This window comes from Pandoraea terrae, assembly GCF_902459695.1.
GTDB classification, from domain to species: domain Bacteria; phylum Pseudomonadota; class Gammaproteobacteria; order Burkholderiales; family Burkholderiaceae; genus Pandoraea; species Pandoraea terrae.
In genome coordinates this window covers 17,282-34,163 of sequence record NZ_CABPRZ010000039.1, presented here as the reverse complement: position 1 = coordinate 34,163, position 16,882 = coordinate 17,282, and the positions used below count along the sequence as shown (strand labels likewise).

The window sequence follows — 16,882 nt, the reverse complement described above, 5'->3', positions numbered from 1 at the left end:
GGCCGCACGCGCGGCCGGCGGTGTCATGGCAGAGGCCGGACGTGGCGACGTGACGGGCGCCGCGCCGGGCGCGTTGGCGCCCTGCGGAACCGGCGGCTCCGCCAGCACGCCGCCCGCGAGCAGCGGTGTAAATGCCGCCATGCGCAGCAGCGCCATCGAGAAACCGGTGTATTCGTCGGGAGCGAGCCCCAATTCGCTGCGCGCGCGCGTGGCGATCTGATAATAAAGCTGGACCGCTTCAGGCGAGAACGTTTCGGCCAGACGCCGCACGTCCGCGGCTTCGGGCCAGTCGTCCGAAACGGCTTCGGGCGAAAACTGGGCGAGCGCGATCTTGTGCAGCAGGCTGCCGAGATCCTGCAAGCCGGACGCAAACGAGAAACTGCGCTCGGCCATCTCGTCGGCAATCGCGAGCAACTCGGCGCGCTTGCCGTCGCCCAAGGCATCGAGCAAACGTACCAGCACGCTCTGATCGATCGCGCCCAGCATGCCACGCACGGCCGCTTCCGATAACGGCCCCGCGGCGTAGGCAATCGCCTGGTCGGTCAGCGACAGGGCATCGCGCATGCTGCCGCCCGCCGCCTTGGCCAGCAGCCGCAAGGCCTGCGGTTCGCTGTCGACGCCTTCCTCCTGCAGGATATGCGTGAGGTGCGACACGATGTGCCCTGCCGGCATCTGCTTGAGGTTGAACTGGAGGCATCGCGAGAGGACCGTGACCGGGATCTTCTGCGGATCGGTCGTCGCGAGAATGAACTTGACGTGCGCGGGCGGTTCTTCAAGCGTCTTGAGCATCGCGTTGAAGGCATGCCCGGTGAGCATGTGCACTTCGTCGATCATATAGACCTTGAAGCGTGCGTCGGCCGGCGCATAGATCGCCTTCTCGAGCAGCGAGGTCATTTCGTCGACGCCGCGGTTCGACGCGGCATCCATTTCGACGTAATCGACAAAACGCCCCTCATCGATTGCCCGGCATGCCTTGCAGACGCCGCACGGCTCGGCGGTGATGCCGGTCTCGCAATTGAGCGCCTTGGCCAGAATTCGCGAGAGCGTGGTCTTGCCGACACCGCGTGTGCCCGTGAACAGATACGCATGATGCAGGCGCTGCTGTTCGAGCGCGTGCGTAAGGGCGCGCACCACGTGCTCCTGGCCAACCAGGGTCGAGAAACCTTTAGGGCGCCATTTGCGCGCGAGTACTTGATAGGTCATGCCAAATTGTAACAGTTCGGCGTGCGCTCCCGGCGCGTCCGCGGTCGTCCCGATTGCCGTTGCCGAACGGATGTCCGGCGGCGGCTATCGGCGCGATAGAAAAAATTGCTTCGCGATTCTACCAAGGGTATAGGTCGGCGGGTGTCGATCGGCGCGGTGAACGCGGCAGGCATGCCACGGCGAATCGCAGATCCGCGCGCAACGGCGAACAACGGGAAACGATGGGGGAAACGATAGAGGAAGCGGGCGAGGTGCGCGAGGCACGACTGCGACAAAGAATGGGAGGGTGACGAGCCTGACCCTCGGCACTGGCAGAAAACGGTTGTGGCTGCTTCGTTCCCGACCTGACCAGATTGGCCGCGCCACCATGCGAGGAGGCCCGTCACCGAAGGATTCTATCAGAGTCGGGCTTCGAGCAGAAGCCCAATGGTTAAGGAAATTCTTCATCCGACTTGTGAAAATGACCCGAGAACGACGGAATACGTCGCGAAAAGCCCGGTCAACGGCAAGGGCGCTGCACGCACATTGTGACAATTTCCGTTAAGATGGGCGGAAACTGCGGCACGGTCCCTCGCTTCAGACGGCTTGAGATCGGCGCGGCAGCCTCCATATGGAGAATGGATTCGACGGTTGCGGCCGCGAGCACATCTCCAGCGCGGAAGCGGACATCCGTTCCGCCGAAGCGTTTCCGAATAGCCAGACGAGGCGTTTTATCCATGAGTGAACAGATCAAACATATTTCCGACGGGTCCTTCGAACAGGACGTGCTGAAGTCCGACAAGCCGGTGCTGCTCGACTTCTGGGCCGAATGGTGCGGTCCGTGCAAGATGATTGCGCCGATCCTCGAAGAAGTTGCCACCGAATACGGCGACAAGCTGCAGATCGCCAAGCTCAACGTCGACGACAATCAGCAGACGCCGAGCAAGTTCGGCATCCGCGGCATCCCGACGCTGATCCTGTTCAAGAACGGCGCCGTGGCTGCCCAGAAGGTCGGGGCGCTGTCGAAATCGCAACTGACCGCGTTCCTCGACGGCAATCTGTAAGCTGTCCGCTGTCGCCCTCGCGCGACAGCCTGGCATGCAGCGCGTGCGGCAACGCTTGCGCGACGCGCTGCATGCTATATAATCCGCCCAAACGATTCAAAAAGTTCTTCGAGCGTTCGCTCACTTTTTCCCTGGTCATTCACTTGTCGTCGTTCCGACGGCATCTCCGTATGCATTTATCCGAACTGAAGTCCCAGCACGTCTCCGAATTACTGGAAATGGCGAGCGGTCTCGAAATCGAGAACGCGAATCGCATGCGCAAGCAGGAGTTGATGTTTGCGATTCTGAAGAAGCGCGCCAAGACCGGCGAGACGATTTTCGGTGACGGCACCCTCGAAGTGCTGCCCGACGGCTTCGGATTCCTGCGCTCGCCCGAAACGTCATATCTGGCCAGCACGGACGACATCTACATCAGTCCGTCGCAGATCCGCCGCTTCAATCTGCACACCGGCGACACCATCGAAGGGGAAGTGCGCACGCCGAAGGACGGCGAACGTTACTTCGCGCTGGTGAAGGTCGACAAAGTCAACGGCCATCCGCCCGAGGCCTCGAAACATAAGATCATGTTCGAGAACCTCACGCCGCTGCACCCGAACAAGCCGCTGCTGCTCGAGCGCGACATTCGCGGCGAAGAGAACGTTACCGGCCGCGTCATCGACATGATCGCGCCAATCGGCAAGGGCCAGCGCGGTCTGCTCGTCGCTTCGCCGAAGTCCGGCAAGACCGTGATGTTGCAGCACATCGCCCACGCCATCACTGCCAACCATCCGGAAGCCAAGCTGTTCGTGCTGCTGATCGACGAACGCCCGGAAGAAGTGACGGAAATGCAGCGCTCCGTGCGCGGCGAAGTCATTGCTTCGACGTTCGACGAACCCGCCACGCGTCACGTGCAGGTCGCCGAAATGGTGATCGAAAAGGCCAAGCGCCTGATCGAAATGAAGGAAGACGTGGTGATCCTGCTCGACTCGATCACGCGCCTGGCCCGCGCCTACAACACCGTCATCCCGGCATCGGGCAAGGTGCTGACGGGCGGTGTGGATGCGAACGCACTGCAGCGCCCGAAGCGCTTCTTCGGCGCCGCGCGTAACGTCGAGGAAGGCGGTTCGCTCACGATCATCGCCACCGCGCTGATCGAAACCGGCAGCCGCATGGACGACGTCATCTACGAAGAATTCAAGGGTACCGGCAACATGGAAGTGCACCTCGAGCGCCGTCTGGCCGAGAAGCGCGTCTATCCGTCGATCAACCTCAACAAGTCCGGCACGCGCCGCGAAGAGTTGCTGATCAAGCCCGAGATCCTGCAAAAGATCTGGGTACTGCGCAAGCTCATTTACGACATGGACGAGGCCGAAGCCATGGAATTCCTGCTGGGCAAGGTCAAGCAGACGAAGAACAATGCCGAGTTCTTCGACATGATGCGCCGCGGCGGTTAAGTTCGCCCGGAGTCTCGCGCCCTCAAGGCAACAAAAAGCCGGTCGAATCGACCGGCTTTTTGACTTCTGCGCTGCGTTACACGAAGCGTGGCGGGCGCCCCCCCCCGCACATCAGATCGCCCGTGGGCGGCGCCCTCGCCCCTCGGCTTACCCGGCTTACTTGTAGCCCGCCCGGTCGAGAATCTTCTGCGCTTCCGGCAGATGCTTCGCAATCGTGCCGATCGGCACGGTCTCCGCCTTGAAATCACCCAGCGAAGCGAGCACCGGATTTTCGACCTTGGCGGTCGCAACGGCCGGCCATTCGTTGTTGCCGTTCGCGAAGTAGGCTTGCGCCTGGTCGCTCGACAGATACTCCAGGAACTTGACGGCCGCGTCGCGGTTCGGCGCATGCCTGGCCACGCCGGCGCCTGCCACGTTGACGTGGGTGCCCTTGCCGGCCTGATCCGGCCAGATGAAGCCGACCTTCGCCATCACGGCCTTGTCTTCAGGCTTCTCGGAGCGCGCCATGCGCACGTAGTAGTAGGTATTGGCCAAGGCCACGCCGCACTCGCCCGTGCCGACCGCCTTGATCTGGTCGCTGTCGCCGCCGCGCGGGGTACGCGCCATGTTGGCTACCACGCCCTGCGCCCACTGCGTCGTCGCCGCTTCCCCGTTGCGCGCAATCAAAGCCCCCACGAGCGACAGCATGTACGGGTGCGAGCCCGAACGCGTGCACACTTGCCCCTTCAGCTTCGGATCGGCGAGCGACTCGTATGTCTGCACCGTTTTCGGATCGATCTTGTCCTTGTTATAGACAATGACCCGCGCGCGCGTCGAAAATCCGAACCAATCAGTGCCGTTCGCACCGCTGGCCGCATGCAGCTTGGCCGGAATGCGCGCGTCGAGCACGGCCGACTTGACCGGCTGGAACAGGCCAGCCTCGTCGGCCTTGGCCAGACGGGCCGCGTCGACCATCAGGATCACGTCGGCCGGGCTCTTCGCACCCTCGCTCTTCAGACGCTCGAGCAGCGCCGCGTCGTCAGCCTCGATGCGATTGATCTTGATACCCGTTTGCTTGGTGAAATTGCCGTACAGCTGCTCGTCCGTCTGATAATGACGCGCCGAGTAGACGTTCAGGTCGGCTTGGGCCGCCACTGTCACACCAAAGGCGCCAAGCAGCACGGCAAGCTTGAGCATCGGACGCTTCAGCGGTCGCTTCACAAGGTGATGGATAGGTCGATTCATGGGCTTTTGCTTCCAGGATGACAATTCGGAGCCATCAGCATAATGAAAGCAATCCTTAAATGCAAACGATTCTCATTATTGATTAAGATGCTAATTACCGAGTTGCAGTCGGTAATGCGTACGCGATGGAACGGTGCGAGACCGTGCGGTGTCGAATGCACACTCGAATGTCATCGGCCCTGGGGCCAGGCCCTATGGCGTAGAATTGCGCGCTTGCGCCCTCGCATGTGGAGAGAAAGTCTTGTCGTTAGTTCGCCCCCTGGCTGCGGTATTGACCGCCTGCGCCATCCTCGCCGGTTGCGCCAGCACGCCGACCGCTCCCATTGTCAATTCCGCTACGTCGGCCGTCCCGCCGGTCACGGACGCCAATCCGTCAGCGACCCCGGCACCGGGCACGCCGAAGGCCGTGCGCCCCCTGAAAATCGGCCTGGCGCTGGGTGGCGGCGCCGCACGCGGTTTTGCGCACATCGGCGTGATCAAGGCGCTCGAAGCGCGCGGCATCCATCCCGATCTGGTGGTCGGCACGAGCGCCGGCAGCGTGGTCGGCGCGCTCTACGCGTCGGGGCTGAACGGGTTCGAGCTCAATCGCCTGGCCGTAACGATGGATGAAGCGTCGATCAGCGACTGGGCCATGCCCTTCCGCTCGCGCGGCATGCTGCGCGGCGAAGCGCTGCAGTCATACGTCAACAAGGTACTGAAGGGCCGCGCGATTGAACAGATGGCCAAGCCCCTGGGCATCGTAGCGACCGATCTGCAGAGCGGCCAGCCGATCCTGTTTCGCCGGGGCAATACCGGCATGGCAGTGCGCGCCTCAAGCAGCGTGCCGACCGTGTTCGAACCGGTGCGTATCGGTAACCGCGATTATGTGGACGGCGGCCTCGTCGCCCCGGTGCCGGCCGAGTATGCGCGCCAGATGGGCGCCGACTTCGTCATTGCCGTCGATATTTCGGCCAATCCCGCCACGCAAGCGACGCAGGGGCAATTCGACATCCTGCTCCAGACCTTCTCGATCATGGGGCAATCGATCAAGCAATATGAACTGGAGAAGAATGCCGACGTCGTGATCCGCCCCGCCTTGAACGCCATGGGCGCGGCCGACTTCCAGTCGCGCAACCAGGCCATCCTGGCCGGCGAGGAAGCCGTCAGCCGTCTCTGGCCGCAAATCCAGCACAAGATCGCCGAAGCGCAGGCGCCGGGCGCGCAGGGGACCCAGGCGAGCCGGTAAGGTCAGCTCAGGGCCAAGCGTCGTACCGCCATAAAAAATGCCGTCTCGAGGGACGGCATTTTTTATGGCCTGCCGGACCGGATCCGGCGGCAACCGCCTTACATCGGGCGGTCTTGCTTGAACAGTGTTTCGACGCGGCTCAGCTCGGGGTTGCCGGCCAGCGATTCGACGCGGCGGGCACCGTTGTAGCGGGCGGTCCAATAGGATTGACGCAGGTCTTCGACGCGGATTTTGCCGCCGGTGGAAGGCGCGTGCACGAACTTGTCGCCGCCGATATAGATGCCGACATGCGAAAAGCTGCGGCGCATCGTGTTGAAGAACACGAGATCGCCCGGCTTGAGGTCATCCTTGGCGATGCGTTCGCCGACGCGACTCATTTCTTCCGAGCGGCGCGGCAACATCATGCTGGCGGTATTCTGGAAAACGTAACGCACGAAGCCGCTGCAATCGAGGCCGCTGTCCGGCGTATTGCCGCCGTAGCTGTAGCGCACGCCAATGAACTGCAAGGCGTTGAGCACGACATCGCTGGCCTTGTCGGTCACGTTCGAGAGCAGCTTCTGCGCGGCTTGCACACGCGACTCCGGCGCCGCAACCGGGGCGCCTTGCGCGGCGACAACCGCCTGCGCAGCGACCGGCTGGGCGCCGCCCGTGTTGTTGGCACGGGCCATGGCCGCCGGGCTGACGTTGTACGGGTCGTCCACGGCGTGGGCAGACATCGAACCGGCAAACAGGCCTGCTGCGGTAATCGCGATAAGGAGAGACCTGCGGTTGCGCGGGGAATTCGTCTGCATTGGTCGCCGTGTCAGTGAGAGAAACCGATAAAGTTAACTCGTTGATAAATCAACCGAATTGGTACGCGATAGTAATGTGAACGTCACGTGATGTCAAAAGGTAATAGAAAAAAACAATCAGCGCAACGAGAAAATTTTCATTAGCAATCAAGCGCTTGCGATTTGGCCGACGATACCCGGAGATGCGCGCAGATTCATGGACGCGTCATTTCACGCGAAGATCGCCCCGGAGGACCCGGGACGGGTCATAACATGGCTGCCGCCAACAACTCACGCGTATACGCATGCTGAGGTGCGAACAATACCGATTCCGTATCGCCTGCCTCGACGAGATGCCCATCCTTGAACACCAGCACCCGGTGCGCCATGGCGCGCATGACGGCGAGGTCGTGACTGATGAACAGATAACTCAGGTTGTATTTGATCTGCAATTGCGCCAGCAGATGAAGGACCTGCTGCTGGATCGACACGTCGAGCGCGCTGGTGGGTTCGTCGAGCACCAGAATCTGCGGGTCGACGACGAGCGCGCGCGCAATCGCGATACGCTGCCGCTGACCGCCCGAGAACTCATGCGGGTAGCGGTGCAACACGCGGGCGTCGATACCGACTTCGCGCAGGACATCGACGACCCGGGCGCGGCGCGCATCGGCATCGAGCTGCGGACGATGCAGCGCCAGTCCCTCGCCGACGATCGCCTCGATCGTCATGCGCGGCGACAGCGAGCCGAAGGGGTCCTGAAATACGATCTGCATACGCGAGCGCAAGGTACGCCTCGCCTTTCCACGAAATTGCGCCAGCGGCTCGCCGTGGAACTCGATCTCGCCCTCGGTTGCGCGTTGCAGCCCCAGCAGGGCCATGGCTAGTGTTGTCTTGCCCGACCCCGACTCGCCGACGACGCCGAGCGTCTCCCCCTGTTTCAGCGCCAGGTCGACCGGATGCACGGCACGGAACCTTCCCCGCTTGAACCAGCTTTTGATGCCGCCGCCGGCGACCGGATAATCGACCGCCACGCCGCGGGCTTCGAGCAGCACCGGTGCGATCGGCATTACCGGCTGCACCTCGCGCTGCGGACGGCTGTCGATCAGCCGCCGCGTATACGGATGCTGCGGATTCGCGAATAACGTCTCCGTGTCGGAAAACTCGACCAGCACGCCGCGCTCCATCACCGCCACGCGCTGCGCGAAGCGCCGCACCAGATTCAAATCGTGGGTGATGAGCAGCACGGCCATGCCGTGCCGCGCCGCTTCGTCGCGCTGCAGCTCGAGCAGCAGTTCGATGATCTGCGCGCGGATCGTGACGTCGAGCGCGGTCGTGGGTTCGTCCGCCAACAGCAGTTTCGGCCGGCACGCGAGCGCCATTGCGATCATCGCGCGCTGACGCTGACCGCCCGACAGCTCATGCGGGAAATGCGCCACACGTCGCTCCGGCTCCGGGATGCCCGTTCGGCGCAGCAGTTCGACCGCCTGCGCGTTGGCCGCTTTCGCATCCAGCCCGTCGTGCAGCGCCAACGTTTCGGCGATCTGCTCACCGATGGTGTAGAGCGGATTGAGCGCCGTCATCGGCTCCTGGAAGATCATCGCGATGTCGTTGCCGCGCAGGCCCCGCATGTGACGCTCGGACAACGTCGCAAGATCGCGGCCGTCGAACAGGACGCGGCCACGAATCTCCGCGTCCTGCAACAGCCGCAAGATCGCGAGGGCGGTCACGCTCTTGCCCGAGCCCGATTCGCCGACCAGCGCGACGCGTTCGCCGCGCGAAATCGCAAGCGACACATCGCGCACGGCCTCGGTGTCGCCAAATCGCACCGACAATTGGTCGAGCTGCAACAGCGGTTCGCTCATAGCACCCCTCCCCCCGCGGCCTGGCGATCCGCGATGCGTGTATCGAGCGCGTTACGCAGGGCATCGCCCATGAACGTCAGCAGCAAAAGCGAGATGACCAGCACGGCGAACGTCGCCAGCGAGATCCACCAGGCGTCGAGATTGGCCTTGCCTTGCGCGAGCAGCTCCCCGAGGCTCGGCGTCGGCGGCGGCACCCCCAGGCCCAGAAAATCGAGACTCGTCAACGCGAGAATCGCGCCGCTCATGCGGAATGGCAGGAACGTGATGACCGGCGTCATGCTGTTCGGCAACACGTGCCGGCGGATGATCTGCCAGTTCGACAGGCCCATTGCCCGCGCGGCGCGCACGTAATCGAGCTGACGGTTGCGCAGGAACTCCGCGCGCACGTAGTCCGACAGCCCGATCCATCCGAACAGCGACAGCAGCAGGAACAACAGCCACAGGCTCGGCTCGAAGATCGACGCGAAGATGATCAGCAGGTACAGCTCCGGCAACGATCCCCAGATCTCGATCAGGCGTTGCGCGACAAGATCGATGCGCCCGCCGAAGAAACCCTGCACCGCGCCCGCCAGCATGCCCAGCAGCGTGCCGGTGATGGTAAGCGCCAGCGCGAAGATGACCGACAGACGGAAGCCGTATAGCAGCCGCGAGAACACATCGCGGCCGCGGTCGTCGGTGCCGAGCCAGTTATCGGCCGACGGCGGCGCCGGGTTGGGCGACTTCGCGAAGTAGTTGATCGTGTCGTAGTGATAGCGCACCGGCGGATAAATCGCGAAGTTGTCGCCTTCACGGATGCGTTTCTCGATGAACGGGTCGAGATAATCCGCCTGCGTCGGGAAATCACCGCCGAAGACCGATTCTGGATACGTCTTCACAAGCGGGAAATACCAATGTCCGTCGTAACGCACCACCCAGGGCTTATCGTTGGCAATCAGTTCGGCAAAGAGGCTGATGCCGAATACGACGACGAACGCGACAAGGCTCCAGTAGCCGAGCTTGTTCTGACGGAAGCGCCGCCAGGTGCGGCGGCCCGGCGACATCGCGCGCCGCGCGCCGGCGGACGCGGACGTCGATGGCAAGCGATCTGCGGCCGTCGTGGAGAGGGGCGAGCGGGCCAAATCAATGCTCCAGTCGTTCGAATTGAATGCGCGGGTCGACCAGCACGTAGCACAGGTCCGAAACGAGTTTCGTCACCAGGCCGATCAACGTGAACAGGTACAGGGAGCCGAGCACCACGGGATAGTCGCGGCGCAGGACCGATTCATACGAGAGGCGGCCGAGGCCGTCGAGCGAGAACAGCGTCTCGATGAGCAGACTGCCCGCAAAGAACGCGCCCACAAACGCCGCAGGAAATCCGGTGACAAGCGGAATCAGCGCGTTGCGGAAGATGTGTTTGAAGAGCACCTTGCGCTCGGACAAACCCTTGGCGCGCGCCGTCAGCACATACTGCTTGCGGATCTCGTCAAGGAAGGCGTTTTTCGTCAGCATCGTCACGACCGCGAAGCTGCCGACGACCGATGCCGTCACCGGCAACGTGATGTGCCACAGGTAGTCGAGGATTTTCCCGGGCCAGCTCAGATCGGCCCAATTGTCCGACGTCAACTCGCGCAACGGAAACAGTTGCCAGAACGTACCGCCGCCGAACAGCACCAGCATCAACACGCCCAGCACAAAACCCGGGATGGCGTAGCCGACCAGCACGACCAGACTCGATACGGCGTCGAAACGCGAGCCGTTGCGCACCGCCTTGGCGATGCCCAACGGCACCGATATCAGATACGTCAGGAAGAAAGTCCATAGCCCGATAGAGATCGACACCGGCAGCTTCGAGACGATCAGCGACCACACGCTCTGATGATGAAAGTAGCTTTGACCAAGGTCGAAGCGCGCGAAGCGCTTGAGCATGAGCCAGTAGCGCTCCAGCGGCGACTTGTCGAACCCGTAGAGCGCCTTGATCTGCTCGAGCTGCTGCGCATCGACGCCGCGCCGGCCGCGATAGTCGCCGCCTCCGCCGCTCGCCTCGCCGCCGCCCCCGCCGCCTGCGCCACGCCCCTTGAGTTCGAGCACCAACTGCTCAACGGGACCACCGGGGACAAACTGGATGACCACGAACGTCAGCGTGATGACGCCGAGCAGCGTCGGAATCATGATGAGCAGGCGTTTGAGAATGTAGGCCCACATGGCTTATGCCCTCCCTTGCGAGCACGGCAACCGACGTGAATCGATGGGCAAGTCAAGACGCGTCATGGTCGTTTGTCCTGTGCCGGGGCGCCGTCCCACCAGGTCGAGACGAGCCAGCCCTCGGCCGTGTAGTAGCGCGGCAGCGTCGCCGGATACCGCAGCGTACTGCGATACGCGATGCGATGCGTCGTCGACAGCCATTGCGGGATGGCGTAGTAACCATGCATCAACACGCGGTCGAGCGCATGTGCGCCGGCCTCCAGCGCCTCGCGGGTGCGGGCGCGCACGAGATTGGCAACCAGCGCATCGACGGCTGGGGACTTCACGCCCATGATGTTGTCCGATCCTTCGATATCGGCCGACTTGCTGCCAAAACGGTCGAACAGTTCCGAGCCCGGCGACTGTGAATCGGGATACCGCAAGATGATCATGTCGTAGTCGAAGACTTCAAGACGCTTCTGGTACAGCGCATAGTCGGTCTGACGCGCCTGCACTTCGATGCCGAGCTTGGCCAGATTGCGCGCGAAGGCCGAGATGACCGGCCCCATCGCGCCACCGTCGTCAAGAAGCTCAAAGCGGAACGGCTCGCCGCGAGCATTGCGCAAGGCGCCGTCGCGATACGTCCAGCCGGCTTGTGCCAGCAGTTCGCGCGCCTGCCGCAAATTATCGCGCAAGCTGCTTGGCGGCGCCGTCTCCGGCTGCTTGACCATCGGGCCGAATACCGCCGGGTCGAGTTGTTTGCGCAGCGGTTCGAGCAGTTTCAACTCGGACTCGCTCGGCATGTCCTTCGCCGCCAGGTCGCTGTTGGCGAAGAAGCTGTCGATGCGGGTGTACTGATTGTAGAAGAGTTGACGGTTGAGCCAGTCGAAGTCGAGCGCAAGGTCAAGCGCACGCCGCACGCGCACATCCTGGAAGATCGGCCGCCGCAGGTTGGGGATGAACCCCTGCATGCCCGCGCCGTTGTGATGCTCGAACGCCTTCTTGATCAGTTCGCCATTGCGGAACTTCTTGCCCACGTAGCTGCGCACCCAACTGCGCGCCCGATATTCGACGGTCGCATCGAACTCGCCCGCCTTGAACGCTTCGAGCCGCGCCACGTCGTCGCTGTACATCTTGTAGACAATGCGCTCGAAGTTGTTGGTGCCGCGCCGCACCGGCAAATTTGCCCCCCAGTATTTCGGGTTGCGCCGGAAGACGATCCGCCGGCCCGCGTCGAACGTCTCGATCAGATACGGACCGCTGCCGATCGGCGCTTCGAACGTCAACTTGTCGAACGGCGTGCGCTTGCCGCCTGCACCCATGCCCCACTTCGGCGAGAACACCGGCAACCCGCCGACCAACAGAGGCAACTCGGGATTTTTCAGCTTGAAATCGAAACGCACACGCATCGTGTCGACGACCTTCGCGCCGGTCACATCGCCGAACAGCACCTTGAAGTTAGGGGCAGCCTGCGGGCTCATCAGCGTGTCGAACGAATACTTGACGTCAGACGCCGTCACCGGGTCGCCGTTCGAGAAGCGCGCCGCCGGATTGATATGGAACGTGACGGACAGGCCGTCCGCGGCGACATCGATATCGTCGGCCAGCAGTCCGTAAGCGCTCGACGTCTCGTCGGCGCTGCCGGTCGCGAGCGTCTCGAACATCAGGCTCGACACACCGGGCGCAGCCACGCCACGCAGGGTGAACGGATTGAACTTGTCGAAGCTGGTGCGGCGATCGGGATTGGCCAGCGTCAGCGTGCCGCGCTTGGGCGCGTCGGGGTTGACGTAGTCGAAATGCGTGAAACCCTCGGGATACTTGGGCTCGCCATACTGGGCAATGGCGTATTTGGCATGCGCGCAGGGCAGTGTGGCGGCCACGAGGGCCAGCACCAGCAGAGGAATGCGAAACTCGCGCGCTTTCATGCGTCTCCTGTGTCCAAACGGCGCCCAATCGCCGAATCGGCTGGCCGGAAACCCTCGCCAATGCTTGGCGCGAAGGACAGACCGCGCGACAATTGTACCCAAAAGGCTGGCAAACGCTGCATCGGAATGCAGTGCCGCTGGCCGCCGCGCCCCATTTGCCGACTTCGGAGGTTGCCGTTGACTGCGTCGCGCACCACCCTGCAAGCCTCGTCCCGCGCCCTGCCGCGCTGGCTTATCAGAGGATTCTTCCGCTTCGTTGAAGCCGCGCAGCGCCGAATCGCACGCGCCTCGCTCGTGGGCGACCGGCCGATTTTCGACAATGCGCTGTTTCCCTGGGTCGCCACGCTGGAAGCACAAGCACCGGAGATTCAGGCAGAACTGTCCGCCGTGTTGGCCAATCCGGGGCGCTTGCCGGCGTTCCACGAGATTTCGCCCGACGTCGGCACGATTACGCAGGACGATCAATGGCAGACGTTCGTGTTCCTCGGCTACGGCTTGCGCGCGCAGCGGAACCTGGCGCGCTGTCCGGCAACCGCCAAGGCGCTCGAAGGCATCCCCGGGTTGCGCACCGCATTCTTCTCGATCCTGTCGCCAGGTAAACACATTCCGCTGCATCGCGGCCCATACAACGGCGTCCTGCGCCTGCACCTGGCATTACGGGTGCCGGCCGCAAGCGATCGCTGCTGGATCGAAATCGACGGCACGCCCTATCATTGGCAAGCCGGCCGCGCCGTCGTGTTCGATGACGCCTACCCCCATCAAGTGCACAATGACACGCCTGAAACACGCGTCGTCCTGTTCGTCGACTTCGAGCGGCCGTGCCGGGCGCCGATGCGCTGGCTGAACAAGGCGCTGCTGGCCTGTGCGCCGCTGACGCCGGAGCTGCAGCAGGCCAAAGCCAATCACGAACGCTGGGAACGCGAATATTACGCCGATGCGCACGCCTCGGCGAAGGACCGCCTTTGAGTCCGGCCGCCGGTTTATGAGACAATGCGCGCCACTTGGCAATTGGCCACCCGCATTTGATTTTCGGAGCATCCATGGCTTTCCTGACTGGCAAACGAATCCTGATCACCGGCCTGCTGTCGAACCGTTCGATCGCTTACGGCATCGCCACCGCGTGCAAGCGCGAAGGCGCAGAACTGGCCTTCACCTATGTTGGCGAGCGCTTCAAGGAGCGCGTCGAGGGCTTCGCTCAAGAATTCGGCAGCAAGATCGTGCTGGAATGCGACGTCGGCAGCGACGAGCAGATTACGGCCTGCTTCGCGCAACTGGGCCAGCATTGGGACAAACTCGACGGCCTCGTCCACTCGATCGGCTTTGCGCCGCGCGAAGCCATCGCCGGCGATTTCCTCGACGGCCTGTCGCGCGAAGCGTTCCGCATCGCGCACGACATCTCGGCCTACAGCTTCCCGGCGCTGGCGAAGGCCGCCCTGCCGATGCTGTCGGAGCGCGCCGCGCTGCTCACGCTCACCTACCTGGGCGCCGAGCGTGTCGTGCCGAACTACAACACGATGGGCCTCGCCAAGGCTGCGCTCGAAGCCAGCGTGCGCTATCTCGCGACGTCACTGGGCCCGCGCGGCATTCGCGTGAACGGCGTGTCCGCCGGCCCGATCAAGACCTTGGCCGCCTCGGGCATCAAGGGCTTCGGCAAGATTCTCGATTTCGTCGAGCACAATGCGCCGCTGCGCCGCAACGTCACGATCGAAGACGTCGGCAACGTGTCGGCCTTCCTGCTGTCGGACCTGTCCGCCGGCATGACGGGCGAGATCACCTACGTCGACGCAGGCTTCAACACGGTTGTCGGCGGCATGGGCGAGACGGTCGCCGCTGCGGGGTAAGCGCACCGCGCACCTGCGCCACCAAGGAAAAAGCCAGCGAAACATCCGCTGGCTTTTTTTGCATCATGACGAACGGATCACGCCCCGCGCGTTTGTGCGAGCGCGTCCTGGGTCGGCGGCGGCACGAAATTCGTCGCCAGCACGGCCACCAGCGCCGCAGCCGCCATCGCGCCGATCCCGAGCGCGGCATCGCCGAAGGCCAGATAAGCGACCTTGACGGTTTCGATCTCGGCCACCGCCACGACAATCGTGATCATGCTCAGCATGCCCGCGACCGTCGCGCGATTCGGGCTGTCTACGGCAAACAGCGACTGCCGGTACACGACGCCATAGCTCAGGCCCATGCCAAGCGCATGAAACGAGGTGCCGACGAGCAGCGCCGGATAGCCCGGGGAGAGGATTACCGTGCCGATCAGGGACACGGCCGCGCCGATCAGCATGGCGGCCACCCCCGTCGCCAACAGGCGGCCGTTCGACCAGCGGCCGACCTGGCGCGCAAGTATCAGGTTGCCTGCGATCAGCGCGCCGAACACTGGCACCTGCAACAGGGCATAGTGCAACTGGCCGAGCCCCGCGCGTTCGATCAGGAATACGGGGCCGAGCGCGATCCACGTCAGCAGCGGCGTCACGGCGATGCCGGTCAACACGGCGCCGCGCCAGAACCGGCCGCTCTTGAGCGGCAAGCGGTAGCCGTCCCAGAGTGCGCGCGCACCCAGCGCCTTCGGGTCATGGCGCGACAACTCGGGCATCGTGCGATAGAGGCCGATGAGCGACATGACCGCCACGACGGCGATCAACCAGAAAATACTGCGCCACGGCCACACCGACACCACGGCCGCGCCGGCCAGCGGCCCGAACAATGGCGAGAGCAGCGACACGTTGGCCATCAGCGCCATCACGCGCATGGCGGTCTTCTCTTCGAACGCTTCGTGCACCGTCGGATAACCGACCGTCAATACGAAACAGCAGCCCATGCCCTGGAAGAAACGCAGCAGGATGAATTGCGGCATGGTCTGTACCCAGTGCATGGCCACGCACGCCAGGATGAACATGACGAGCCCCGAGAGCAGCACGCGGCGGCGGCCGTAACGATCGGCAAGCGGTCCGAGCAGCCATTGCAGACTGGCATTGCCGAGCATGGCGGCGGTCAGCGCGAGCGTGATCAGGTCCGACGATGCACCGAACTCGCGCGTGACGAGCGGCATGCCGGGCATGATCATGTCGTTGGAAATGTAGACGGCGAATTCAAACGCCACCAGCGATAACGGAAACCAGAAACGTGAAACAGCCACGTCGACAACACTCCTTTGACGATTCGCCCTTGTGAGGCGGGCCGCCGATGATCGTCTATCAGAAAAAACAAAACCCCCGGTGCGGGCGAGGCACCGGGGGTGTCCGGGAAGCTTGCCGCGCGGTGTGTTCAGCGCGGCGCGATGCTTATCAGACGTCCAGCAGTTCAACCTCGAAAACCAGTGTCGCGTTCGGCGGAATGACACCGCCGGCGCCACGCGCGCCATAGCCAAGTTCCGGCGGAATGACCAGCTTGCGCTTGCCGCCGACCTTCATGCCGGCCACGCCTTCGTCCCAGCCGCGAATGACCATGCCTGCGCCGAGCGCGAAGGCGAACGGTTCGTTGCGATCCTTGCTCGAATCGAATTTGCGGCCATCAGTGAGCCAGCCGGTGTAATGCACGCTGACGGTGCTGCCCGGCGTTGCGACCGCGCCGGTACCCTCGGTCAGTTCTTCGTATTGCAGACCGGAATCGGTGGTGATGATGGACATCTTGTGCTCGCTCGTCAGGGTTAAAGTGCCATGCTACCGCGAGACGTGCGGGCGGGGCAATGTCCTTGCAGAGCGGATGAATTTGCGAATGGGTGCACAGCCAAACGTCGCGGGCGTTGTAACGTATTGCGCGCACCACAAAAAGAAAAAACCCCCGGCTCTCCGCGAAGAGCCGGGGGTGTTCCGCCAAGGCGACTTGGCGGAGACGGAGGGATTCGAACCCTCGATCCAGGTTTTGGCCCAGATGCTCCCTTAGCAGGGGAGTGCCTTCGACCTCTCGGCCACGTCTCCCAAACTTGTCGTTACGTCAGGGAGATGACGTAACGAAGGCAAGATATTAACGGCTTGTTTCGAATCGGTCAAATGTTTCGCGCATGAAAATCGCACTTTTTTTACAGTGCTTTCATGCGTGCG

The 16,882-nt window shown here is 63.1% G+C and carries 14 protein-coding genes, 1 tRNA gene and 1 other RNA gene; 5 read left to right on the top strand and 11 right to left on the bottom strand.

The window, feature by feature from the left end; all coding sequences use genetic code 11:
• A partial coding sequence (dnaX, locus tag PTE30175_RS26680; protein WP_150700088.1) for a DNA polymerase III subunit gamma/tau occupies positions 1–1,203 on the bottom strand: 1,203 nt, incomplete at its 3' end.
• Between the two features lie 285 nt (positions 1,204–1,488).
• An RNA gene (gene ffs, locus PTE30175_RS26675) (signal recognition particle sRNA small type) lies at positions 1,489–1,587 on the bottom strand.
• A 332-nt stretch (positions 1,588–1,919) separates the two neighbouring features.
• On the opposite strand from ffs, the gene trxA reads away from it, so the two are divergent.
• Entirely contained in the window at positions 1,920–2,246 is a 327-nt protein-coding gene (gene trxA, locus PTE30175_RS26670; RefSeq protein WP_150700087.1) for a thioredoxin TrxA, read from the top strand.
• A gap of 170 nt (positions 2,247–2,416) precedes the next feature.
• Complete coding sequence (gene rho / locus PTE30175_RS26665; protein WP_150700086.1) at positions 2,417–3,679, top strand: transcription termination factor Rho; 1,263 nt, start codon at positions 2,417–2,419, stop codon at positions 3,677–3,679.
• Positions 3,680–3,835: 156 nt separating this feature from the next.
• Here rho and PTE30175_RS26660 read toward each other — a convergent pair whose 3' ends face one another.
• Entirely contained in the window at positions 3,836–4,903 is a 1,068-nt protein-coding gene (locus PTE30175_RS26660) for a Fe(3+) ABC transporter substrate-binding protein (RefSeq protein WP_420819684.1), read from the bottom strand.
• A gap of 241 nt (positions 4,904–5,144) precedes the next feature.
• Here PTE30175_RS26660 and PTE30175_RS26655 point away from each other — a divergent pair, with 241 nt between their 5' ends.
• Complete coding sequence (locus PTE30175_RS26655) at positions 5,145–6,128, top strand: patatin-like phospholipase family protein (protein ID WP_224788992.1); 984 nt, start codon at positions 5,145–5,147, stop codon at positions 6,126–6,128.
• A gap of 98 nt (positions 6,129–6,226) precedes the next feature.
• Here the strand turns inward: PTE30175_RS26655 and PTE30175_RS26650 are convergent, their stop codons facing one another.
• The 5 genes from PTE30175_RS26650 to PTE30175_RS26630 all read right to left on the bottom strand — a co-directional run bounded on the left by PTE30175_RS26650 (position 6,227) and on the right by PTE30175_RS26630 (position 12,845).
• Positions 6,227–6,919 carry a C40 family peptidase gene (locus tag PTE30175_RS26650; RefSeq protein WP_224788991.1) on the bottom strand — a complete coding sequence of 231 codons (693 nt, stop codon included), beginning with the start codon at positions 6,917–6,919 and terminating at the stop codon, positions 6,227–6,229.
• Between the two features lie 245 nt (positions 6,920–7,164).
• Entirely contained in the window at positions 7,165–8,760 is a 1,596-nt protein-coding gene (locus tag PTE30175_RS26645) for an ABC transporter ATP-binding protein (RefSeq protein WP_150700084.1), read from the bottom strand.
• Positions 8,757–9,878 carry an ABC transporter permease gene (locus PTE30175_RS26640; protein ID WP_420819683.1) on the bottom strand — a complete coding sequence of 374 codons (1,122 nt, stop codon included), beginning with the start codon at positions 9,876–9,878 and terminating at the stop codon, positions 8,757–8,759. Before PTE30175_RS26640 ends, PTE30175_RS26645 begins: the two co-directional genes overlap by 4 nt.
• Before the next feature lies 1 nt (position 9,879).
• Complete coding sequence (locus PTE30175_RS26635) at positions 9,880–10,941, bottom strand: microcin C ABC transporter permease YejB (protein ID WP_150700082.1); 1,062 nt, start codon at positions 10,939–10,941, stop codon at positions 9,880–9,882.
• A 62-nt stretch (positions 10,942–11,003) separates the two neighbouring features.
• Positions 11,004–12,845, bottom strand: a complete 1,842-nt coding sequence (locus tag PTE30175_RS26630) for an extracellular solute-binding protein (RefSeq protein ID WP_150700081.1) — start codon at positions 12,843–12,845, stop codon at positions 11,004–11,006.
• A 177-nt stretch (positions 12,846–13,022) separates the two neighbouring features.
• Here PTE30175_RS26630 and PTE30175_RS26625 point away from each other — a divergent pair, with 177 nt between their 5' ends.
• Positions 13,023–13,811, top strand: a complete 789-nt coding sequence (locus PTE30175_RS26625; protein WP_420819682.1) for an aspartyl/asparaginyl beta-hydroxylase domain-containing protein — start codon at positions 13,023–13,025, stop codon at positions 13,809–13,811.
• 74 nt (positions 13,812–13,885) lie between these two features.
• A complete protein-coding gene (gene fabI / locus PTE30175_RS26620) occupies positions 13,886–14,686 on the top strand; it encodes an enoyl-ACP reductase FabI (protein WP_150700079.1) in 801 nt (266 codons plus the stop codon).
• Between the two features lie 77 nt (positions 14,687–14,763).
• Here the strand turns inward: fabI and PTE30175_RS26615 are convergent, their stop codons facing one another.
• From PTE30175_RS26615 to PTE30175_RS26605, 3 genes are all read right to left on the bottom strand, one after another.
• Positions 14,764–15,978, bottom strand: a complete 1,215-nt coding sequence (locus PTE30175_RS26615) for an MFS transporter (protein ID WP_191629235.1) — start codon at positions 15,976–15,978, stop codon at positions 14,764–14,766.
• A gap of 148 nt (positions 15,979–16,126) precedes the next feature.
• Positions 16,127–16,468, bottom strand: a complete 342-nt coding sequence (locus tag PTE30175_RS26610; RefSeq protein WP_150700077.1) for an FKBP-type peptidyl-prolyl cis-trans isomerase — start codon at positions 16,466–16,468, stop codon at positions 16,127–16,129.
• Positions 16,469–16,665: 197 nt separating this feature from the next.
• Positions 16,666–16,759, bottom strand: a tRNA-Ser gene (locus PTE30175_RS26605).
• Positions 16,760–16,882 lie beyond the last annotated feature (123 nt).

What these genes read in the sequence shown, in the direction of transcription:
- trxA (WP_150700087.1), top strand. Translation starts at nt 1,920, where the DNA reads ATGAGTGAACAGATCAAACATATTTCCGACGGGTCCTTCGAACAGGAC.
- rho (WP_150700086.1), top strand. Translation starts at nt 2,417, where the DNA reads ATGCATTTATCCGAACTGAAGTCCCAGCACGTCTCCGAATTACTGGAA.
- PTE30175_RS26660 (WP_420819684.1), bottom strand. Translation starts at nt 4,903, where the DNA reads ATGAATCGACCTATCCATCACCTTGTGAAGCGACCGCTGAAGCGTCCG.
- PTE30175_RS26650 (WP_224788991.1), bottom strand. Translation starts at nt 6,919, where the DNA reads ATGCAGACGAATTCCCCGCGCAACCGCAGGTCTCTCCTTATCGCGATT.
- PTE30175_RS26645 (WP_150700084.1), bottom strand. Translation starts at nt 8,760, where the DNA reads ATGAGCGAACCGCTGTTGCAGCTCGACCAATTGTCGGTGCGATTTGGC.
- PTE30175_RS26635 (WP_150700082.1), bottom strand. Translation starts at nt 10,941, where the DNA reads ATGTGGGCCTACATTCTCAAACGCCTGCTCATCATGATTCCGACGCTG.
- PTE30175_RS26630 (WP_150700081.1), bottom strand. Translation starts at nt 12,845, where the DNA reads ATGAAAGCGCGCGAGTTTCGCATTCCTCTGCTGGTGCTGGCCCTCGTG.
- fabI (WP_150700079.1), top strand. Translation starts at nt 13,886, where the DNA reads ATGGCTTTCCTGACTGGCAAACGAATCCTGATCACCGGCCTGCTGTCG.
- PTE30175_RS26610 (WP_150700077.1), bottom strand. Translation starts at nt 16,468, where the DNA reads ATGTCCATCATCACCACCGATTCCGGTCTGCAATACGAAGAACTGACC.